General features: G+C 61.7%; 20 protein-coding genes and 1 riboswitch. Of the genes, 12 read left to right on the top strand and 8 right to left on the bottom strand.

All coding sequences use genetic code 11. The features are described 5' to 3' along the window. The first annotated feature begins 107 nt into the window (after nucleotides 1-107). Nucleotides 108-1,010 (top strand): LysR family transcriptional regulator, encoded by a 903-nt coding sequence (locus tag GFM02_RS09085; protein ID WP_168271348.1) that lies wholly within the window; start codon nucleotides 108-110, stop codon nucleotides 1,008-1,010. Nucleotides 1,011-1,124: 114 nt separating this feature from the next. After that, a complete protein-coding gene (locus GFM02_RS09090; protein WP_168321466.1) occupies nucleotides 1,125-1,901 on the top strand; it encodes a DUF1194 domain-containing protein in 777 nt (258 codons plus the stop codon). Nucleotides 1,902-2,018: 117 nt separating this feature from the next. Here the strand turns inward: GFM02_RS09090 and ampC are convergent, their stop codons facing one another. Further along, on the bottom strand, nucleotides 2,019-3,176 hold the full coding sequence (ampC, locus tag GFM02_RS09095; protein WP_168321467.1) for a class C beta-lactamase: 1,158 nt from the start codon (nucleotides 3,174-3,176) through the stop codon (nucleotides 2,019-2,021). Between the two features lie 123 nt (nucleotides 3,177-3,299). On the opposite strand from ampC, the gene GFM02_RS09100 reads away from it, so the two are divergent. Continuing rightward, the gene (locus tag GFM02_RS09100; RefSeq protein WP_168321468.1) at nucleotides 3,300-4,184 is read left to right on the top strand and encodes a LysR family transcriptional regulator; all 885 of its coding nucleotides are present in this window, start codon (nucleotides 3,300-3,302) and stop codon (nucleotides 4,182-4,184) included. 65 nt (nucleotides 4,185-4,249) lie between these two features. Here the strand turns inward: GFM02_RS09100 and GFM02_RS09105 are convergent, their stop codons facing one another. Beyond that, nucleotides 4,250-4,618 (bottom strand): antibiotic biosynthesis monooxygenase family protein, encoded by a 369-nt coding sequence (locus GFM02_RS09105; RefSeq protein WP_205930239.1) that lies wholly within the window; start codon nucleotides 4,616-4,618, stop codon nucleotides 4,250-4,252. 98 nt (nucleotides 4,619-4,716) lie between these two features. Here GFM02_RS09105 and GFM02_RS09110 point away from each other — a divergent pair, with 98 nt between their 5' ends. Beyond that, nucleotides 4,717-5,193: a MarR family winged helix-turn-helix transcriptional regulator gene (locus GFM02_RS09110; RefSeq protein WP_168321470.1), complete on the top strand. Its 477-nt coding sequence runs from the start codon at nucleotides 4,717-4,719 to the stop codon at nucleotides 5,191-5,193. 351 nt (nucleotides 5,194-5,544) lie between these two features. Here GFM02_RS09110 and GFM02_RS09115 read toward each other — a convergent pair whose 3' ends face one another. Continuing rightward, nucleotides 5,545-6,234: a VOC family protein gene (locus tag GFM02_RS09115; protein WP_168321471.1), complete on the bottom strand. Its 690-nt coding sequence runs from the start codon at nucleotides 6,232-6,234 to the stop codon at nucleotides 5,545-5,547. A 257-nt stretch (nucleotides 6,235-6,491) separates the two neighbouring features. Next, the gene (locus GFM02_RS09120; protein ID WP_062943356.1) at nucleotides 6,492-6,926 is read right to left on the bottom strand and encodes a 6,7-dimethyl-8-ribityllumazine synthase; all 435 of its coding nucleotides are present in this window, start codon (nucleotides 6,924-6,926) and stop codon (nucleotides 6,492-6,494) included. A 78-nt stretch (nucleotides 6,927-7,004) separates the two neighbouring features. Next, a riboswitch (FMN riboswitch) is annotated at nucleotides 7,005-7,147 on the bottom strand. 246 nt (nucleotides 7,148-7,393) lie between these two features. Between GFM02_RS09120 and GFM02_RS09125 the strand changes: the two genes are divergently transcribed. Together GFM02_RS09125 and GFM02_RS09130 are read left to right on the top strand one after the other, a co-directional pair. After that, nucleotides 7,394-7,840, top strand: a complete 447-nt coding sequence (locus GFM02_RS09125) for an SRPBCC family protein (protein ID WP_020050677.1) — start codon at nucleotides 7,394-7,396, stop codon at nucleotides 7,838-7,840. A 174-nt stretch (nucleotides 7,841-8,014) separates the two neighbouring features. Beyond that, nucleotides 8,015-8,323 (top strand): GCG_CRPN prefix-to-repeats domain-containing protein, encoded by a 309-nt coding sequence (locus tag GFM02_RS09130; protein ID WP_131643014.1) that lies wholly within the window; start codon nucleotides 8,015-8,017, stop codon nucleotides 8,321-8,323. Between the two features lie 114 nt (nucleotides 8,324-8,437). On the opposite strand, the gene GFM02_RS09135 is transcribed toward GFM02_RS09130, so the two are convergent. Then, nucleotides 8,438-8,662, bottom strand: coding sequence for a hypothetical protein (locus GFM02_RS09135; RefSeq protein WP_020050675.1), 225 nt, complete (start codon nucleotides 8,660-8,662; stop codon nucleotides 8,438-8,440). A 216-nt stretch (nucleotides 8,663-8,878) separates the two neighbouring features. Here GFM02_RS09135 and GFM02_RS09140 point away from each other — a divergent pair, with 216 nt between their 5' ends. From GFM02_RS09140 to GFM02_RS09150, 3 genes are all read left to right on the top strand, one after another. Next, entirely contained in the window at nucleotides 8,879-9,985 is a 1,107-nt protein-coding gene (locus GFM02_RS09140) for an adenylate/guanylate cyclase domain-containing protein (protein ID WP_168321472.1), read from the top strand. Nucleotides 9,986-10,069: 84 nt separating this feature from the next. Then, a complete protein-coding gene (locus GFM02_RS09145) occupies nucleotides 10,070-10,714 on the top strand; it encodes a winged helix-turn-helix domain-containing protein (RefSeq protein WP_168271339.1) in 645 nt (214 codons plus the stop codon). After that, a complete protein-coding gene (locus GFM02_RS09150) occupies nucleotides 10,711-11,937 on the top strand; it encodes an MFS transporter (RefSeq protein ID WP_168321473.1) in 1,227 nt (408 codons plus the stop codon). The genes GFM02_RS09145 and GFM02_RS09150 overlap by 4 nt, the downstream gene beginning before the upstream one ends. An 11-nt stretch (nucleotides 11,938-11,948) precedes the next feature. Here the strand turns inward: GFM02_RS09150 and GFM02_RS09155 are convergent, their stop codons facing one another. Further along, nucleotides 11,949-12,848, bottom strand: a complete 900-nt coding sequence (locus GFM02_RS09155; protein WP_168321474.1) for a LysR family transcriptional regulator — start codon at nucleotides 12,846-12,848, stop codon at nucleotides 11,949-11,951. Between the two features lie 276 nt (nucleotides 12,849-13,124). Continuing rightward, nucleotides 13,125-14,048 carry a phytanoyl-CoA dioxygenase family protein gene (locus GFM02_RS09160; RefSeq protein ID WP_168321475.1) on the bottom strand — a complete coding sequence of 308 codons (924 nt, stop codon included), beginning with the start codon at nucleotides 14,046-14,048 and terminating at the stop codon, nucleotides 13,125-13,127. 97 nt (nucleotides 14,049-14,145) lie between these two features. Between GFM02_RS09160 and GFM02_RS09165 the strand changes: the two genes are divergently transcribed. From GFM02_RS09165 to GFM02_RS09175, 3 genes are all read left to right on the top strand, one after another. Continuing rightward, on the top strand, nucleotides 14,146-14,970 hold the full coding sequence (locus GFM02_RS09165) for a helix-turn-helix transcriptional regulator (RefSeq protein WP_168321476.1): 825 nt from the start codon (nucleotides 14,146-14,148) through the stop codon (nucleotides 14,968-14,970). A 199-nt stretch (nucleotides 14,971-15,169) separates the two neighbouring features. Continuing rightward, nucleotides 15,170-16,276, top strand: coding sequence for an AI-2E family transporter (locus GFM02_RS09170; RefSeq protein ID WP_168321675.1), 1,107 nt, complete (start codon nucleotides 15,170-15,172; stop codon nucleotides 16,274-16,276). Beyond that, nucleotides 16,273-16,722: an ion channel gene (locus GFM02_RS09175; protein WP_168271334.1), complete on the top strand. Its 450-nt coding sequence runs from the start codon at nucleotides 16,273-16,275 to the stop codon at nucleotides 16,720-16,722. The genes GFM02_RS09170 and GFM02_RS09175 overlap by 4 nt, the downstream gene beginning before the upstream one ends. A gap of 40 nt (nucleotides 16,723-16,762) precedes the next feature. Here the strand turns inward: GFM02_RS09175 and GFM02_RS09180 are convergent, their stop codons facing one another. Then, the gene (locus GFM02_RS09180; protein WP_168321477.1) at nucleotides 16,763-17,785 is read right to left on the bottom strand and encodes an LLM class flavin-dependent oxidoreductase; all 1,023 of its coding nucleotides are present in this window, start codon (nucleotides 17,783-17,785) and stop codon (nucleotides 16,763-16,765) included. Nucleotides 17,786-17,816: the final 31 nt, after the last annotated feature.

Below are 17,816 nucleotides of genomic sequence, written 5' to 3' on the forward strand. Positions count from 1 at the left end.
TCCATCGGGTTGTGGTTGTTTTCGCAAGGTGAATATGGCGAAAACTCCATTACTCGATTAGATGGAAATATATGGATTCTCTCTTGCATCCATGCAAAAATCAGCGCATGGCCGATCTGAACGACATCGCCGTTTTCGTGAAGGTCGCACAATACGGCAGCTTCAGCCGTGCTGCCCATTCCCTCGGCATGCCGGTATCGACTGTCAGCCGGAAGGTGACGTCGCTGGAGGAGCAGCTCGGCGTGACGCTCATCCAGCGGACGACCCGCAAATTGAGCCTGACTGCGCAGGGCCGGGCCTATTACGACAGGTGCAGCGAACCGCTCGCCCATCTCGTCGACGCCGAGCAGGCGCTCACCGAAACACAGAGAAAACCGGAAGGTCTGCTGAAGATCTCCGTGCCCGTCATCTTCGGGCAGGAGGTCTTCTACGAATTCATCTCAGCCTTCCTGAAGACCTATCCCAATATCCAGATCGATCTCTTCGTCACCAACCTGTTTCTCGATCTGGTCGCCGAGAATGTCGATCTCGGCATCCGCTTCGGCGAACTTAAGGATTCTTCCATCGTGGCGCAGCGGCTCGGCAAGAGCGTGCGCTATCTGGTCGCCGCACCGGATTATCTGAAGGACAGGGTGCTTCCCTTGAAGCCCGAAGACCTGAAGGACCATCAATGCGTGCTCTTGAATGGCCGCAACGGCGAGGCGGAATGGCATCTCGTGAGCGGTCGCAAATCGGTTCGCCTGCATGTGTCGGGGCTGGTATCGAGCCGGGATTTCGATGCGGTGAGCGCCTTCACCTATCGCGGACACGGCATCGGCCTGCTGCCTTCGACTTATTGCGACGAACAGATCAGAAGAGGCGAACTTGTCCGCCTGCTGCCGGACTGGTCGTCCGAGAAAATTTTCGTGCACGCCGTCTATCCCACGCGCCGCTTCCTGCCCTCCCGATTGCAGGTCTTTCTCGAGGCGCTGAAAGCATGGAAGACCCCCTTGTGGCTTCCCTTGCATTGAAGGCTTCCGATCCCATCACCGAAAATTGAAGCCGTGTGCGTGGGCGAGCGTCCTCCCTCGGCCAAGCTGTGTTAGAGTTCGCCGGCTTGCATGGCGCAGGGGATTGGATTGCCAATGCTGACGACACTTGCGGTGCTTATGGGTCTTTCCGGCATCGTCCCCATCGCGCAAGCGGGGGGGAGCGAGGTCGATGTGACCCTCGTACTTGCCGTCGACACCTCGCGGTCGATGGATTTCGAGGAGATCGGCATCCAGCGCGAGGGTTATGTCGAAGCGCTCAAGCACAAGGAATTCATCGACGCGGTCAAGGGTGGGCTGACCGGCCGAATCGCCATCAGCTATTTCGAATGGGCTGGCTATGTCGTCCAGGATTCCGTCATCGACTGGCAGGTGATCGAGACGGAAGAGGATGCGATCGCTTTTGCCGACAAGCTCGAAGCCCGGCCGATTGCCACGCAGCGGCGCACATCGATCTCCACCGCGATCGTCCAGGGCGCCAGCATGATCGTTTCCAGTCCCTTTCAGTCCAGGCGGCAGGTGATCGATGTCTCCGGCGATGGGCCGAACAATTCCGGCGATCCCGTCACCCCCGCCCGCGACAAGGCGGTGGAAGCCGGCATGATCATCAACGGCCTCGCCATCATGCTGCGGCCCTCCGATGCGCCCAACGGGCTCGACAAATATTATGCGGATTGCGTGATCGGCGGTCCCGGCGCCTTCGTGCTGCCGGTCCGCAAGATCGAGGATTTCGCCGTTGCCGTGCGCCGCAAGCTGGTACTGGAGATCAGCGGCCTTTCCCCGCCGGCGACGGTGCAGAAAGCAGCCAGCGCCGAGACGGGTACCGACTGCCTGATTGGTGAGAAGCAGTGGCGTGATATTTTCGACCGTTGATGCCAGAACAGGATGATTTTAGGCCGGATCGGCCTAAAATCATCCTGTTCTGAATTACATAGCTAGAGCATGATGTCGTCCGAAAACCGCGCGCACTTTTCGGCATCATGCTCTGGATCACCGCGCCGAAGTTATATCGGTCAGTATTTGGTAAGCGGCAGAGACACGGTCCTCGTTGGGATAGTTTTTGTTGGCCAGAATGACGATGCCGAGCCGCTCTTTCGGGACGAACGCGACATATGCGGCGAAACCATTCGTTGAGCCGGTTTTATTGATCCACACATCGTCGCGCGGTTTCATTGCGGGCATCAGTTGCTTGACGGGAATGGTCTTGAGCATCGCGCTGGAATTGTTGTCCATCAACGTCGTCAATGTCGCGGGATAGGAATACTGTTCCCAAATAAGGTCCTGGGTCATCGCGCCGACATCGAAGTATCCCCTGTGCGTATTCGTGATCGCCTGCCGGAGCTTATCGTCCAATTCGACCAGTCCCATGTTCGCTTCGATGAATCGAATCATATCGCCTGCTGTGGATTTTACTCCATAGGCCTCGGACGAAAGAGTGGCGGGTGTCATCCGAGCCGGCTCGCCGCTTCGCTTGTAGCCTTGGGCATAGTCGGCCATTTTCGATTTCGGCACATTGATATACGTGCTCGTCAACCCGAGAGAAGCAAACAATTGGTCTTCTATAAGAGCTGCGAAGTCTTTGCCCATGCTTTTTGCCGTTATATATCCGAGCGCGCCGATGCTTGGATTGGCGTATGTTCGGTGCGTTCCGCCGGCATGTGATGGTTTCCAGCCTGCGAAATACTCCATCAGCTGTTTTTCGGTTTTGACTTCATCGGGAACTTGCAGCGGAAATCCGCCAGCCGTGTGCGTGCCCAAATTCATCAGCGCGACATCGCCGAAGGGTCTTCCTTTCATAGCCGGAAGATATTTGCTTGCCTTGTCCGACAGCGAAAGCCGGCCGGTCACGTCCGCGTAAGAGGTGAGGGTGACTGTAAACGTTTTGCTGATCGATCCCAGTTCGAACATGGTCGCCGAGGTGACGGGCCTGCCTGTGCCCTTCGACTCGACACCGTAGTTGAAGATGTGGTCCTTTCCGTCAACGGCGATGGCAACGGCCAAGCCCGGAATGCCGTATTTATCCATGATCGGCTTTACCGCTGCGTCCGAGATGGCTTTCAGTTTCATCTCGTCGGCCGCAAAGCCGCTTGTGGAAATGCATGTCGAGACCAAGGCGGCCGATAGAGTTTTTATCCAGTTCCGATTCATTTTCATCCTCCGCACGCAGCTTTTCATCAGCGCAAAAGCGCATGAGGACGGCATTTAACGGCACTGTTTTGTGGCGGCAAACGATGATATCTCGGAGGAGATCCAAGAAAATCTAGGGCTAAGATGGTTCGGCAATTCCTCCCTTTAAATGGCCTGAGGGCTTTCGAAGCATCGGCAAGACATCTCAGCTTCACCCGGGCCGCCATCGAGCTTTGCGTTACCCAGGCGGCTGTAAGCCAGCAGGTCAAAAGCCTGGAGAAGCGATTGGGGGCTGCGCTTTTTCAGCGCCTCCCAAGAGGCTTGAAAATCACCGCAGAAGGCGAAGCTCTTTTGCCGACCCTGACCAATTCCTTCGATCAGATGGCGATCACGCTGGACCGGATTGAAGCCGGGCAGGTTCGGGAATTGCTGTTCCTGGGCGTGGTCGGGACGTTCGCCGTCGGCTGGTTGTTGCCAAGGCTTTCGGATTTTCAACGGCAGCACCCGTTCATCGATGTGCGCATTTCGACAAACAATAATCGCGTCGATATGGCGGCCGAGGGGCTGGACTTTGCCATTCGCTTCGGAAGCGGTTCCTGGCATGGCACAGAGGCACTGCGTCTGTTCGACGCTTCGCTCTCGCCTCTGTGCACGCCCAAATTGGCCGAGCGTTTAAGGTCGCCTGCAGACCTGGTCGAGGCGACGCTTTTGCGGAGCTATAGGGCGGACGAATGGAGCACCTGGTTCGCGGCAGCGAACGTTCCGCCGGCGGCGCAGATAAACGCAGGTATCGTCTTCGACTCTTCGCTTGCCATGATGGAGGCGGCCCTGCAAGGACTGGGGATCGCTCTGGCGCCGCCGTCGATGTTTTCCAGACACCTATCCTCGGGGGCTATCAGACAACCTTTTCCCACGACCATATCGTTGGGAAGCTATTGGCTGACCCGACTTCAATCAAGGCCGCCAACAGCGGCCATGCTCGCATTTTCCGATTGGATGACGTCGCAGATGTCTCCCGCATCGCAATGACGCCTCCGGCGAGCCGGAGGCCGAGATCATCCCGACGCTCAAGGACATGGCGCCGGTCGCTTTGCTTACGCCACACAGATGCCCGGCACGGCAACCTTCTGGAAGAGATGCGGGGAGGCGACCGCCGAGGACGGATAGGCCGAGAGCTTCGCCCGAAACTCCGGATGCGAGAACGCCGCCCGGAAGTCGGCGGTCGATTCCCAGACGGCATAATTGAGATAAGCAGGACTTTCGCCGACAGCGCGATGCATCTGGGTCGAGATGAAGCCCGGCTGCCGTTTCATGAAGGCCGCATCGGCCTGCCAGGTATCAAGGAAGGCCTGCTCATCCGCCTTGTCGAGCGTGAAGAGGTTGATGAGGATGATCGCGGAGGCATCGATCCCGATTTGGCGATCGATTGGGAAGGCAGGGTCCATCGGGCGCATGAGCGACATGGTCGACTCCATCTGATTTGGTTACATGATGTCAATCTGGTGATACGGATACATATTCATTTTGACACTATGATGTCAATATAGCTATATGGTGACAAATGGATAAACTTCAACGGACCCCGGCCGGAACAGCTTTGACTGACCTCATTCTGGATCTCTTCCGGCTCAACAACCGGATGATCAACGCGGGCGACAAGCTTGTCGACGGGCTCGGCCTGACCAGCGCCCGCTGGCAAGTTCTCGGCACCGTGGTCACAGCAGGCCGGCCACAGCCGGTCGCTTGGCTGGCGCGCGACATGGGGGCCAATCGCCAGAACGTCCAGCGCATCGTCAACGATTTGGAGAAGGAAGGACTTCTGACGTTCCAGCCCAACCCGCACCACCGAAGGGCACAGCTCGTCGTGCTGACGGTCAAGGGGGAACAGGCATACGAAACAGCCATGCGTCTGCAGGCCCCCTGGGTCGACCTGCTCGCGGAAGGGTTTCAGGTCGAGGATCTCAAAACCACGCATACCGTCATGAAGGTGCTGCGCAGCAAACTGGAAGGACATGGAGATGTTGAAGAGCAGGCCTGACCGCTATGGCGAAATAGCGGTCTCGATCCACTGGTTGAGTGCGGTCCTGATCCTGGCGATGCTCGGCTCCGGCTTCCAGGCCCCAACGCCATGGATGCCGCGACGAAGGCAGGGCTCCTGCGCTTCCACATCCCGGCATAATTCCTTAACAGTAGACGCGGATCGGCGAGCCGGCAAAGGAGCTGGCTACTGCCAATTCCAATCCGATGATCAATGCTCACCAGGACGGGCTCGATGGTATGGTGGCCGTTGCACGCGGAAAAGATACACGATGAAATCCCGGCGCGGTACGTGCGGTACCCGCCGGGATGTTTTTCTCGAATGATGTCGCCGTCTGGTCGCCGCCCTTGCCTATAAGGGCAGCTGCTTGCCGGCCTGTTCGCTGACCATGTATTCGGCGTACCAGTCCGGCCAGTTCTCGTCGTGTTTGCCGCCGTTCCGTTTCTCGTGTTCGCCGTGCGCGGTCGCCGCACGGCGCATGGCTGACGCGAGATCGGTTGAGTTGGTGAATGTCGTGCCGTCGGCGTCGATGCGTCCTGGCAGGCGCGTGGTGACTTCCTGGAACAGCCAGCCGTTGCCATCGGGATCCTTGAAGGAGGCAAAGGAGCGGTAGCTGCGGTGATCGGGATCGCGGCCGGCAATGCGGAGCCGCCCGAACAGATAGGGTTCGTCCTTGCCGGCATAGATGCCGGCCGCGTCATGAAACACTTCGCTGACCTCGACGCCGCGGGCGATGAGATCGCGGCGGGCGGCCTCGATGTCGGAGACGATAAGATAGAGCCCCTGGGCTGAGCCGGGGGCTGCGGCGGTGACGTTCTTGCCGAAGATGATCGCGCAGCCGGAGCCGGGCGGGGTAAACTGGATCACCCGGAAATCGGCATCATTGGCAAAGTCGGCGTCAAGCCGCCAGCCCAGGCCGTCGTAAAAACGTTTGGCGCGGTCGACGTCGGAAACGGGGATGACGACCACCTCGAGCTTGGTGTCGACGGGCTTTGTTCTCGGGGTTTCAATGGGGGTTTCGCTGCGCAGTGCATTGCTCATCTTAAGCTCCTTGGGTTCTGGATGTCTTGAGAATTGCGGACACGTGACGGCCAAGTTGACCACGGCGCGGTGGGGTCGTCGAATCAATTATTCTGTCTGATTTGGCCGGTATTGGCGGATTCCACTACGATACACGGCGCGTCGCTCTCGATTCGTGCGGTTGGTGAGGTCATGTCGATCCGATGAGGCGGGGGGTCGGTTCCCCGCCACTTTCGTCTGTCGTCCTGCGGCTCGTCGAGCCGGCGTGCAGGAAGTTCCTACGCAGCGAGAGCGGCGCGGGTTTTGCCGATCGTCAGAGCCGCCTTTGCTGCCTCGCGCCCTTTCTCGACGAAATGGGCGCGGTAGATCTGTTTGTGGTGCTCGGTTTCCTGATACTGATGCGGCGTCAGCGAAACCGACAGCACCGGCACACCGGTATCCATGCCGGCGCGCATCAGCCCATCGACGACGGCCTGGGCGACGAATTCGTGGCGGTAGATTCCCCCGTCGACGACGAAGGCGGCGGCAACGACAGCGGCATAGCGTCCGGTTGCCGCAAGATCGCGCGACAGCAACGGCATCTCGAATGCGCCGGGAACATCGAACACATCGACCTGCTCGGGCGGAATAAGCTGATGGAAGCCATCAAGGGCGCGGTCGACGATGTCGGCGTGCCAGCTGGCTTTGACGAAGGCATAGCGGGTGGGTGTCATGGTAATCTCCTTTGGCGAACAGACACATCACCCAAGGCGATCACGAACATTCCCGACAGCCGCAAGGGCGGCAGGAACGCACGTTCTCTTTCATCCGGACTATGACCGTCGGCTCAGGCATCTCACCTGATCTGCTGACCCTTCCTGAGAAGGCGCTCGCGGGCTCGCAATCTAAATTGCATACCGCCGGTAGGGACTTGCACCCCGCCCTGAGAACGGCGCGAACAATAGGGGGAAGGTAACGGGCTGGCAATAGGCCGAAATGCTTCGCGACTAATGCTGGATCAGCGCTCCCGACGCGGCGATTTCGCTTGTTGGTCGATCGCAACGGGCAGTCCCTCTTGCGGAGGATGGGCTTGCGCCTACATGCTGTGCGTGAGGACATTCACGTCAGAATAACACGGCAAGACAGGCTGCGCCGTCTCCACCGGAGACGGGCAGGGCCGTGGAAACCATGGGAGAGAGAGATGCAAGACCCCTTCGTCGTCCACCGCGAGGCGCATATCGCGGCGCCGCCGGCCGCGGTGTTCGCGTTGATGACCGACCCGGAAAAGATCCTGCGCTGGATGGGAACGGAGGCGCAGGTCGAGCCGCAGCCCGGCGGGCTCTATCTCGTCAACGTCACCGGCGCCCGCTTTGCGCGCGGCTCGTTTCGAGAGGTGGTGCCGGTTCATCGCCTTGCCTACAGCTTCGGCTGGGACGGCAGCGAGGTGGTGCCGCCGGGGTCGAGCCTGGTCGAGATCGATCTGATCGAACAGGGAGGCGGAACGCTGCTGCGACTCACCCATAGCGGCCTGCCGAGCGCCGAGCAATGCGCCGGCCATGCGGAAGGCTGGGCGCATTACCTCGGACGGCTGACCGAGGTCGCCGCCGGGGGCGATCCAGGGCCCGATCCTTTTTACGGCAGGACATGAACAATTTTTGCGGGCGGCGGGGCGGTTCTGTAGCGCTTGCCGTTGCGACAACAGCGCTCGGACCGGCCGTGCGGAAGCGCTTCTTTTTCTCCCGCAAACATGAACGCGCAATTCATCTCCAGTTCAATTCGGCGGTCATAAGGTGTGGACGGCTGGTTTGAAATGGAGTTCTCGATGAAGGCACTTTCTATCGCGGCTGCCTTGCTCGCTGGCAGCCTCTCGTTCGGCACAGCGCAGGCGATGCCGATTGGGACAATCAATGTCCAGAGCAATATCACAAAGGTCGACTACGCCTGCGGTCGCGGCTGGCATCTGACGCGCTGGGGCGAATGCCGACGAAACTGGAGACGCCCGCCGCCGGTAGCTTTTTACGGTGGCCCGCCCCGCTGGGGCTGGGAGCGGCGTCACCGGGATTGGGATGGCCCGCGCTGGCGCCATGAGAGGCGCTGGGATCGCGACCGCCGTTGGCGGGATTATGACTAAGGGTCTCGCCTAGTTGTAGATGGACGAAGGCCGGAGCGATTTTCGCCCGGCCTTTTCTGATGAGACAGCTTCGCGACGCTGACCGGCAGCGTCCTCCCGATTTGTCCGGTACGGTCAGATCCTGCTGACGAGCCAGTACTTGTCGTCGATCAGTTCTTCGAGCTCGACCGGGTCCTTGACGCCGAATTCGAACCATTCGACGAGTTCCTTCGCCTTGCGGCTGCTCTCCTCCGCCGTCAGCTCGACCTGATATCTTTCGCACCATCGCCGAAGGATCGACGTCAGCAGCGTCATGTCATTCCCATCCAACGGATCTTTCGGCCAGCATATCGTGCCCATCGTACCCCTCAATCACACGATGACGAATGACCCTACAATGGAACCAAAATCACGCAAGTTTAAAGTGTTTATTTTTTTATTTTCCACCGCGCCGAATGGTTTTCGACAGTCGATTCGGATGGCCTTTGCGGGCGACAGGCCGAGTCGCTGGAAGTGTCGCCACGATCACCCAGGGATGTCCTTGCGGACGTCCACGTGGGCGTGCGATGTTAAGCGATGGATCTGCCGTCTCCCCTTGCCTGGCTGGTTGATGAGGCCGGAGCCTCGCCTGGTCCCGAACGGTTTCTGGCCGAGCTCAGGCGCCGGCTGCTGGCCGACGGACTGCCGCTTTCCGGCGGCACGCTGACGCTTTCGGTGCCGCATCCGATCATTGCGCGGCGCACCTGGCTATGGCGGGCCGAGACCGGTGCTGTCATCGAGGCGCTGGCCTTTGCCGCGGCTCCGCAGAGCGAGGCCGGGCGCGACTGGCTAGCCGGGCTCGGGCCGGTATGGGAGGAGCGAATAGGGCCTTCGCAGGATAGTCCCATGCTCGGCTGGGCGGGTATCAACAACCGGGCACGGGCGGGCGCATTCGCTCCGGCTGAAGCCGACCGGCTGCGCGAGGTCGCGCGATTTGCCGCCGCGCCGCTCGCAGCACTCGCGGCGCGAGAGGCGCGGGCAGCGCTGCTTGAAGCCTATCTCGGCCGGCGCAGTGCCGCCCGGGTACAGGCCGGCGCGCTTGCTCGCGGCACCGGCGAGACCATACGTGCCGCTCTTCTCTGCGCCGATCTGCGCGATTTCACCGCGCTTTCGGAGGTGACCGAGCCGCACGCAATGATCGCGACGCTCGACGCCTGGTTCGACCGCGTCGCAGGCGCCGTGCATGCTTTCGGGGGCGAGGTGCTGAAATTCATGGGCGACGGTGTGCTGGCGATCTTTCCGGTCACGGGCGCTTCCGACGACGCGGAAAGGGTGAGCCACGGAGACCGGGAAGCCTGCGAGGCAGCCCTCAGGGCGGTTGCTGCCAGCCGTGCCGGCATGGTCCATCTCGACCAGGTACGTCAGGCGCAGGGGCTGGCGCCGCTGCCCTTCGGCGCGGCGCTGCATTTCGGCGAGATCCTGTGGGGCAATATCGGCGCAGCCGACCGGCTGGACTTTACCGCCATCGGTCCCGCCGTCAATCTCGTCAGTCGGCTGGAAGGGCTCTGCAAGCCGCTCGGCCGAAGCGTGCTGATCTCGGGCGCGGTTGCGGCGAATACGGCGACGGCTCTGATGCCGCTCGGAGAGCACAGCTTGCGCGGCATTGCCCAGCCTTGCGCGGTCTTCACTCTGCTGGAGGATTGAGCCGCAAGGCAGGGTGCTGTGCGCGGCCTTCGTTTATGCAAAGAAAGCTTTGCAAAGATATCTTTGCAATAGTAGGCTTCTGGCATGAAAAATCCGCGCCCGCAGCCTGCTCACTCAGTCACCGCACCCCGCACCCTCAGCCGCGTCGTGCCCGATCCGACCGCGCTGAAGGCGCTGACGCATCCTGTCCGGCTGCGCATGCTTGGCATGCTCAGGCTCGATGGGCCAGCCACGGCGACGCAGTTGGCAGTGCGGTTGGGCTTAAACAGCGGCGCGACCAGCTATCACCTGCGCCAGCTTGCCCAGTACGGCTTCATCGAGGAAGCGCCGCATGCTTCGCGGCGCGACCGCTGGTGGCGCGCCAGCCACGAGCTCACCTCGGTGCCGGCAAGCGATGCCGAGGGTGAAGCGCTTGATCTCGACCTCGCCTTCAACCAGGCGATACTCTCCCTGCAGGTCGGCCAGATGCAGCAGGCGCTGGAGGAATATGCAGAGCTGCCGGCGGAATGGCGCAAGGCGAGTACGGCCAGCGACATCATCATCCCGATGACGGCGGAACAGGCGGAAGCCCTGACCAGGCGGCTGACCGATGTCATTCTCGAAGCGATGCGGGTGGCTCCGCCTTTGGGCGAGCTGGCGCCCCCGGATATGGTTCCTTTCTCGATCATGCTGCACGCCTTTCCCTATCCGGGCCGGCTCCCGCATCGCGAGGGGGATGATGGGTCATGAGGAAGGGTGGGCCATTCTTGGCGCTTGCCGCGGCCGAGACGCTCTCGCTCTCCGGCACGCGGCTTTCGACCATCGCAATTCCCTGGCTGGTGCTGAGCACGACAGGCAGCCCGGTGCTGACAGGCCTGACTGCAATGATGGAGATGCTGCCCTATGTCATCGCCAAGGCGCTCGGCGGCCCACTGATCGACCGCGCCGGCGCCAAGAGCATCGCCATCATCTGCGACACCGCTTCGGTGCTCGTGGTCGCTCTGGTGCCACTTCTCGATCTCTTCGGCATGCTTGGCATGCCGGTGCTGCTGCCGCTCGTCTTTGCCATGGGCGTGCTGCGCGGCCCCTCCGATGCGGCCAAGCAGGCGATGGTTCCCGATATCGCCACACTCGCCAATGTACCGCTCGAACGAGTGACCGGCGTTGCGAGCGCCATCGAGCGGCTGGCCTCGACGGCGGGCGCGGCCGGCGCCGGCGCTTTGATCGGGCTGATCGGCCCCGGCCAGGCGCTGCTCGTCAATGCCGCCACCTTCGCCGCCGCCGCGCTGATCGTTGCCGCGGGCATACCCGGGACGCGACGCACGCCTGCGCCCGAAACTCGACCGGTCGAACGGGCTTCCTATATCGAGGATCTGCGCGAAGGCTGGCGCTTTCTGCGCGGCGATGCCGTGCTCGTCAGTATCGTCGCCATGGTGGCGGTTACCAATCTCTTCGACCAAGCCTATCATGCCGTGCTGCTGCCGGTCTGGACACGGGATGCCGGCCATGGCCCGGAGCTGCTCGGTGCGATGTTCGCCGCCTTCGCCGGCGCCTCGATCGCAGGCGCGGCGATTGCCGCGGCGATCGGCGAGCGCATGCCACGATTGATGGTCTATACGGTGGCCTTCCTCCTGACCGGTTTTCCGCGATTTCTCGTTCCGGCGCTGGACGCGCCCATCGGCCTCGTCTTTGCGACGCTCGCCATCGCAGGATTCGGGTCGGGCTTCCTCAATCCGATCCTGTCGGCGGTCATCTTCGAGCGCATCCCCAAGCCGCTGACTGGTCGCGTCACCGCATTGAACACCGCCCTCTGCTTCGCCCTCATCCCTTTCGGCGGCCTCGCCGGCGGCGCGCTGATCAGCACGCTCGGCCTTGCCGCGGCGCTGTTCCTGATGGGGATTGCCTATCTCGCGGCAACGCTTGCGCCGCTGGCGCTGAAGAGCTTTCGCGGGTTTGACGGGGGCCTCGCCTGAAGCGTCTAGCTCTAGCCGCGCCCAAGCTCCTCGACGATCAGATCGATGAAGCGGCGGACACGCGGTTCCAGCAGGCGCTTGTCGGGATAGAGCGTAACGATCTTTGCGTCGTCGGTTTCGAAGTCGGCCAGGATTTGCCGGAGGCGGCCGGCGGCGAGATCGTCGGCCACGAGAAAATCGGGAAGCAGGGCGATGCCCAGCCCCGCCAGGGCAGCGTCGCGGATTGCCTCTCCGCTGTCGAGCCTCAGGCGGCTGCGGCCCTGCGCCTTGATCCAGGAACCGCCTTGCCCGCGAAAGCGCCAGCCCTGCCTTTGATTGCGGCCGGCGAAGATCAGGCAGTCATGGACCGCGAGATCATCGATATCGCGTGGCTCGCCGCGCCAGGCAAGGTAGGACGGCGAAGCGCAGAGCCGCGCCTTATAGGTGGCGATCACGCGTGAGACCAGGCGGGTGTCCGTCGCCGTCGCGCCCACTCGGATCGCCAGATCGAAGCCTTCCTCGACAATGTCGGCCAGGCGATCGGTGAAGTTCACTTCGACCTGGATATCGGGCCAGGCCCGAAGATATTTTTCAAGCAGAGGCAGCATGACGAGCCGCCCGAAAGCATCGGGAACGGTAAGCCGGAGAACGCCTCGCGGCGTGCTGTTCTGCCCCGCCACGCTCGCTTCCGCCTCGTCGACCGATACAAGGATCTGCAGCCCGCGCTCGTAAAACATCCGGCCTTCGTCGGTCAGGCTCAACGTCCTCGTCGTGCGGTTGAGCAGGCGCGCGCCGAGCCGGTCTTCCAGACGGATGACAGCCTTGCCTGCCGCCGAACGGGACAGGCCCATGGCCTGGCCGCCGGCGATAAAGCTTCCGGCATCGACGACGGCCATGAAGATCAGAATATCGTTCAGGTTCGTACGCGGCATCAGGCAACTCGGGCGGTTCGGCTAAAGCCATAAGTCGGTCAGTCATGGGATCGATTCAAGGTTCCGACCATCAACGCCTAACGCGGTAGTAAGGTCCGACCGCTTCGCTTCTGTGTCGACATCCCTTCGTCAGCCATCGGACCGGCCGCCGGTCAATAAAGGTGGCCGGGCACGACAAAAAGGAAGGAAACGAACATGGCCGCGAATCTCGGCTAACGCGCGGCCGGCATCGACGTCAGACGATCGGGCTCTGCCGAACGGGCCCTGGAAGCCGGACTACAGCATATCGCCGAGACTCCAATGGTTGTTCCATCGGACGTCGATCTCGTCGTCGACATTCTGATATCTTATGTCGGTGGAGAGGCGCAGCCGCCGGCTGCGGTCCTGGTTGGTGGTCGAGGCGTGGATCATGTAGGGCGAGTGGAGCACCACGTCGCCGGCCTCATAATCGGCGGCGAGCCAACGGGTGTCGAAGCGCTCCGCCATATCGGGCAGATCCTTCGAGATCCAGCCGCCTTCCGCCATGTGGCGGTTATAGGCACTGACCCGCTCTTCCGCAGAAAGATCGCCGCTTGCAGCCTGGAACTCGGCCTCCATCCTGACGCCCAGCGCGTGCGAGCCTTCGAGATAGACCAGGCCGCCCATCTCGGTCGGAATGTCGCCGATCGGAATCCAGGCCGTCACCAGGCGGCGGGTGCCGCCGCGGAGATAGACGAGATCGTAGTGGGCGGGTGTGGCCGTCGGCGTGTCCGGCTGGACGAAACGCATGATCTTGCGCTTGTGGAGATAGGAGATGCCCTGCAGCAAATCGTCCATGAATCGGGCGAGTGGCGGTTGCGCGCAGAAGCCTTCATAGGCGGCGGAGCGGACGAGCGACATCAGGCGCCTGTCCGCCAGGCTCCTGTCGAAGCCACCGGCAGACGCCAAACCCAGCGAAAAATCGCTTCCGGGCTCGACCAGCCCGGTTTCGGCGAGGCGTTCGAAAACCCAGCGGCGAAAATTGATCACATCGGCCCGCGGCAGAAGGCCTTTCAGCCAGACATAACCATCGTCCTGATAGCGGCGGCGGATGGCCTCGATGCCGATGCCGGGATCGGTCGGCGCGAGCCAACCGACTCGCTCAACGGGCAAGGTTCTGCCATTTGCGGCAAGAGGAAATTCCATCTTGCGAGCTTGTATGACCTCTGCAGCAATTGACATTTCACTCCTCCGTCGCTTGAGTTGGCTTGTCATCAATTACCTGATCCGGCATACCAACCGACATAGAGGAAATTCATAGCTGGACTTTTCGCTCACCATGAGAGACGCCGAGGCCATCTATAGAACACCGCTCGGCGCGGCCGGCGGACTGGCAGTCACCGGCAGCGGCAGGCAGCATGCCCGCCGCGCGGTGACGGACCGGAAACTACCGAGTTTCGCCGTCGTGCTGGTGGAGCGGGGGCAGGGCTGGCTGGAAACCGCCGCCACCGGCCGCATGAGCCTGACCGGACCGGCTCTCTTCTGGCTGTTTCCCAACCGCGTGCATTCCTATGCCCCCGACGAAGACGGCTGGGACGAGCGCTGGGCGCTTTTCGAAGGGTCGTTCACGCGGGACTTCGTGAGGCTGGGGATCATCGCGGAGCGACATCCCGTCGTGGCCCTGCATCATCTCGACGAGGTGGTGCGGCTCTTCGACAAGCTTCATGCCGATCTGCTTGACGACACCAACCTCGGGCAGGCGTCGGCGGCATTGATGCTGCATCGCATCGTCATATCAGCCGCCAGGCAGGCAAGCGGCGCGGCCGATCGACGCCAGGAGAGGCGGGATATAGCCGACATCGTGGAAACGCTACGGCGGCAGGCGATGCAGCCGTTGGACCTTGCAGCCTTTGCCGCCGAGCACGGCATGTCTCCCGCCACGCTGCGCAGGCGGTTCACGCTCGAAACCGGACTGCCTCCCAAGGCATTTCAGCTTCGGGCGCGCATGGACCATGCCAAACAACTATTGGCAACCACCGACGAAAAGATCGAAACGATAGCCGCCATGATCGGCCTGGACGACCCGTTTTATTTTTCGCGGGTCTTTCACGAACGCGAGGGCTGCAGCCCTCGCGAATTCCGTGCGAGATATCCGCGGGTTTGAGAGCCCGGCAGCGGCGGCCGTATCTCGTTTTCACGAAGTCGTGTATGATGACGGGGCGTTGGAGACGACCTTTCATGGCGTTGGCAAAATTTTCGCCGAACCACCAATTACGGCGTGTTACCGGCTGGAAGGTTTTGTTGTCCGATTGGGGAACGTCCGGCTTCGCTCGTTCGCGAACGTTCCGGATCGGGAGGGGAAAATGACGTCCAGCGCATTGAACGCCGACCTTGCGTCGTCGAGACCATCCATCATCCATGCGGCGGTTCAATTGGGCCTCGTCGCGCTTCTGGTCTATGTTTGCGCCAGGATCATATTGCCGTTCATGGGCATTCTGCTTTGGTCGGTGATCCTGGCGGTCATGCTTTATCCCTTGCATCTGCGCCTGTCCGGTCGGATCGGCAATCGGTGGTCGGCATTTCTCATCGGGATGGTCGGCGTTGCCGTGGTGCTGGTGCCCATGCTCGTCGTGGTCACATCGCTTGGGTCTTCCATTTACTGGCTTGTTTCCGGCTTGCAGAACCACAGCCTGACGATCCCGCCGCCGCCAACGTGGCTTGCCGACCTGCCGGTGATCGGAGCGAAGCTCTCGGAGGGCTGGTCGCTCACTGTCGCCAATCTGCCGTTGGCGCTCAGTCAATACGGCCAGATGCTGAGCAAGCCTGCTGCGTGGCTCGCATCTTTCGCCGGCGGCCTGGCCACTGGTGGCTTGTCCTTCGTTCTTTCCATCGCGATCGCCGCGGTGCTTGTCGCTTATGCCAAGGGTGCTGCGGCATTTGCCCTCCGTCTGCTGGAGCTCATCACCAACAGCAAGGCGCGGGGTGCCCGGCTCGTCCATCTGACCGCCGCTACCATCCGGGGCGTGGCGGTCGGCGTGGTCGGCGTCGCGGTGATCCAGTCGATGCTCGTCGGCATTGGCTTCTTCGCTATCGGCCTTCCGGCTGCCGGTGCTCTGACGCTCGTCACGTTTCTCTTGGCGGTCGTGCAGATACCGCCGCTGCTGTTGACGCTGCCCGTCATGGCCTATGTCTTTGCCACGGAAACGACAACACCGGCAATCATCTTCGCCATATGGTCTTTGGTCGCCGGGCTGAGCGACAATTTGCTCAAACCCTTGATGCTCGGCCGTGGATCGGAGGTGCCAATGCCGGTCATCTTGGTGGGTGTCATCGGAGGGATGATAGCCGACGGCCTTCTCGGCATATTTGTCGGTCCCGTGTTGCTGGCTGTTGGCTTCGTGTTGCTAATGGAATGGTTGCATCAGCGCCCGATCGAGGACGGACCCCAGATCGAAGGTCCGGCCCCATGATTACAGTCATTGGTCTCGGCCTGCTTGCGATGTCGATGTGCCTCGCGCTGCAGGCACTGGCTTCAGTGCTGGCCGCGCGTTATTTTGCTCACGCGCGCACGCAACCCGTGGGCCGAAAGCCTCGGCGGAGGATCTTCTTGCAATTCGCGGTGCTGATGATCGTCCTCATGCTGGGCAATATCTTGCAAGTCGCTTTCTGGGCGCTGTTATATCGTGCGCTCGGCGCCTTCGAGGATTTCGAAACGGCCATGTATTTTTCGGGCGTCACTTTCACGTCGCTTGGTTATGGCGACGTGGTGCTTGACGGTCGTATCCGGCTGCTTGGGCCGCTGCAGGCAGCCAACGGGCTGATGATGTTCGGGATCACGACGGCGCTCTTCTTCTCGGCCATCCAGCAGGCCATGGGGAAATTGGCTGCGGCAAATCAAACCGCGCATGAGCCGTAGTGTGCTGGAGCCAGCAAAGACAGCTCGCCGGGAACGAACATCAGCGCCAACCCATCGCCGGCGCGACATGGGTGAGGATCGCTTCAATGACATGGGCGTTGTAATCGACGCCAAGCTGGTTGGGGACGGTGAGCAGCAGCGTGTCCGCTTCGGCAATCGCCTCGTCGTCGGCGAGTTGCTTGATCAGGGCGACGGGCTCGGCGGCATAGCTGCGACCGAAGATTGCGCGGGTCTTCTCGTCGATGAAACCGATCTTGTCCTCACCGTCGTTGCCGTAACCGAAATAGGCGCGGTCGCGATCATCGACTAGCGCGAAGATGCTGCGGCTGACCGAGATGCGTGGCTGGCGCGTGTGGCCGGCTTCTTTCCACGCCTCGCGGTACGCCCGGATCTGGTCGGCCTGCTGGACATGAAAGGGCTCGCCCGTCTCGTCGTCCTTCAGCGTCGAACTCTGCAGGTTCATGCCGAGCTTGGCCGCCCAGACGGCGGTGGCGTTGGAACTTGCGCCCCACCAGATCCGCTCGCGTAGGCCCTCGGAATGCGGCTCGAGGCGCAAGAGGCCGGGCGGATTGGGAAACATCGGCCGCGGGTTCGGCTTGGCAAACCCTTCGCCGCGCAGCACTTCGAGGAAGACTTCGGCATGGTGGCGAGCCATGTCGGCCTCACTCTGGCCTTCGGGCGGGGCATAGCCGAAATGGCGCCAGCCATCGATCACCTGTTCAGGCGAACCGCGGCTGATGCCGAGCTGCAGTCGGCCGCCGGCGATGAGGTCGGCCGCACCGGCATCCTCGGCCATATAAAGCGGGTTTTCGTAGCGCATGTCGATGACGGCGGTGCCGATCTCAATCCGGTTGGTTCTAGCACCGACGGCTGATAGCAGCGGGAAGGGTGCGGCCAGCTGTCGGGCGAAATGATGCACGCGAAAATACGCTCCGTCAGCCCCGAGTTCCTCGGCTGCCACCGCAAGCTCGATCGACTGCAGCAGCGCATCGCCGGCGGAGCGCGTCTGCGATTGGGGTGAGGGCGTCCAGTGCCCGAACGAGAGGAAACCGATCTTCTTCATGCCGATGCCGCACCTTGATCTGTTGTATCTG

Source organism: Rhizobium leguminosarum bv. viciae (assembly GCF_012276115.1).
GTDB classification, from domain to species: domain Bacteria; phylum Pseudomonadota; class Alphaproteobacteria; order Rhizobiales; family Rhizobiaceae; genus Rhizobium; species Rhizobium leguminosarum_T.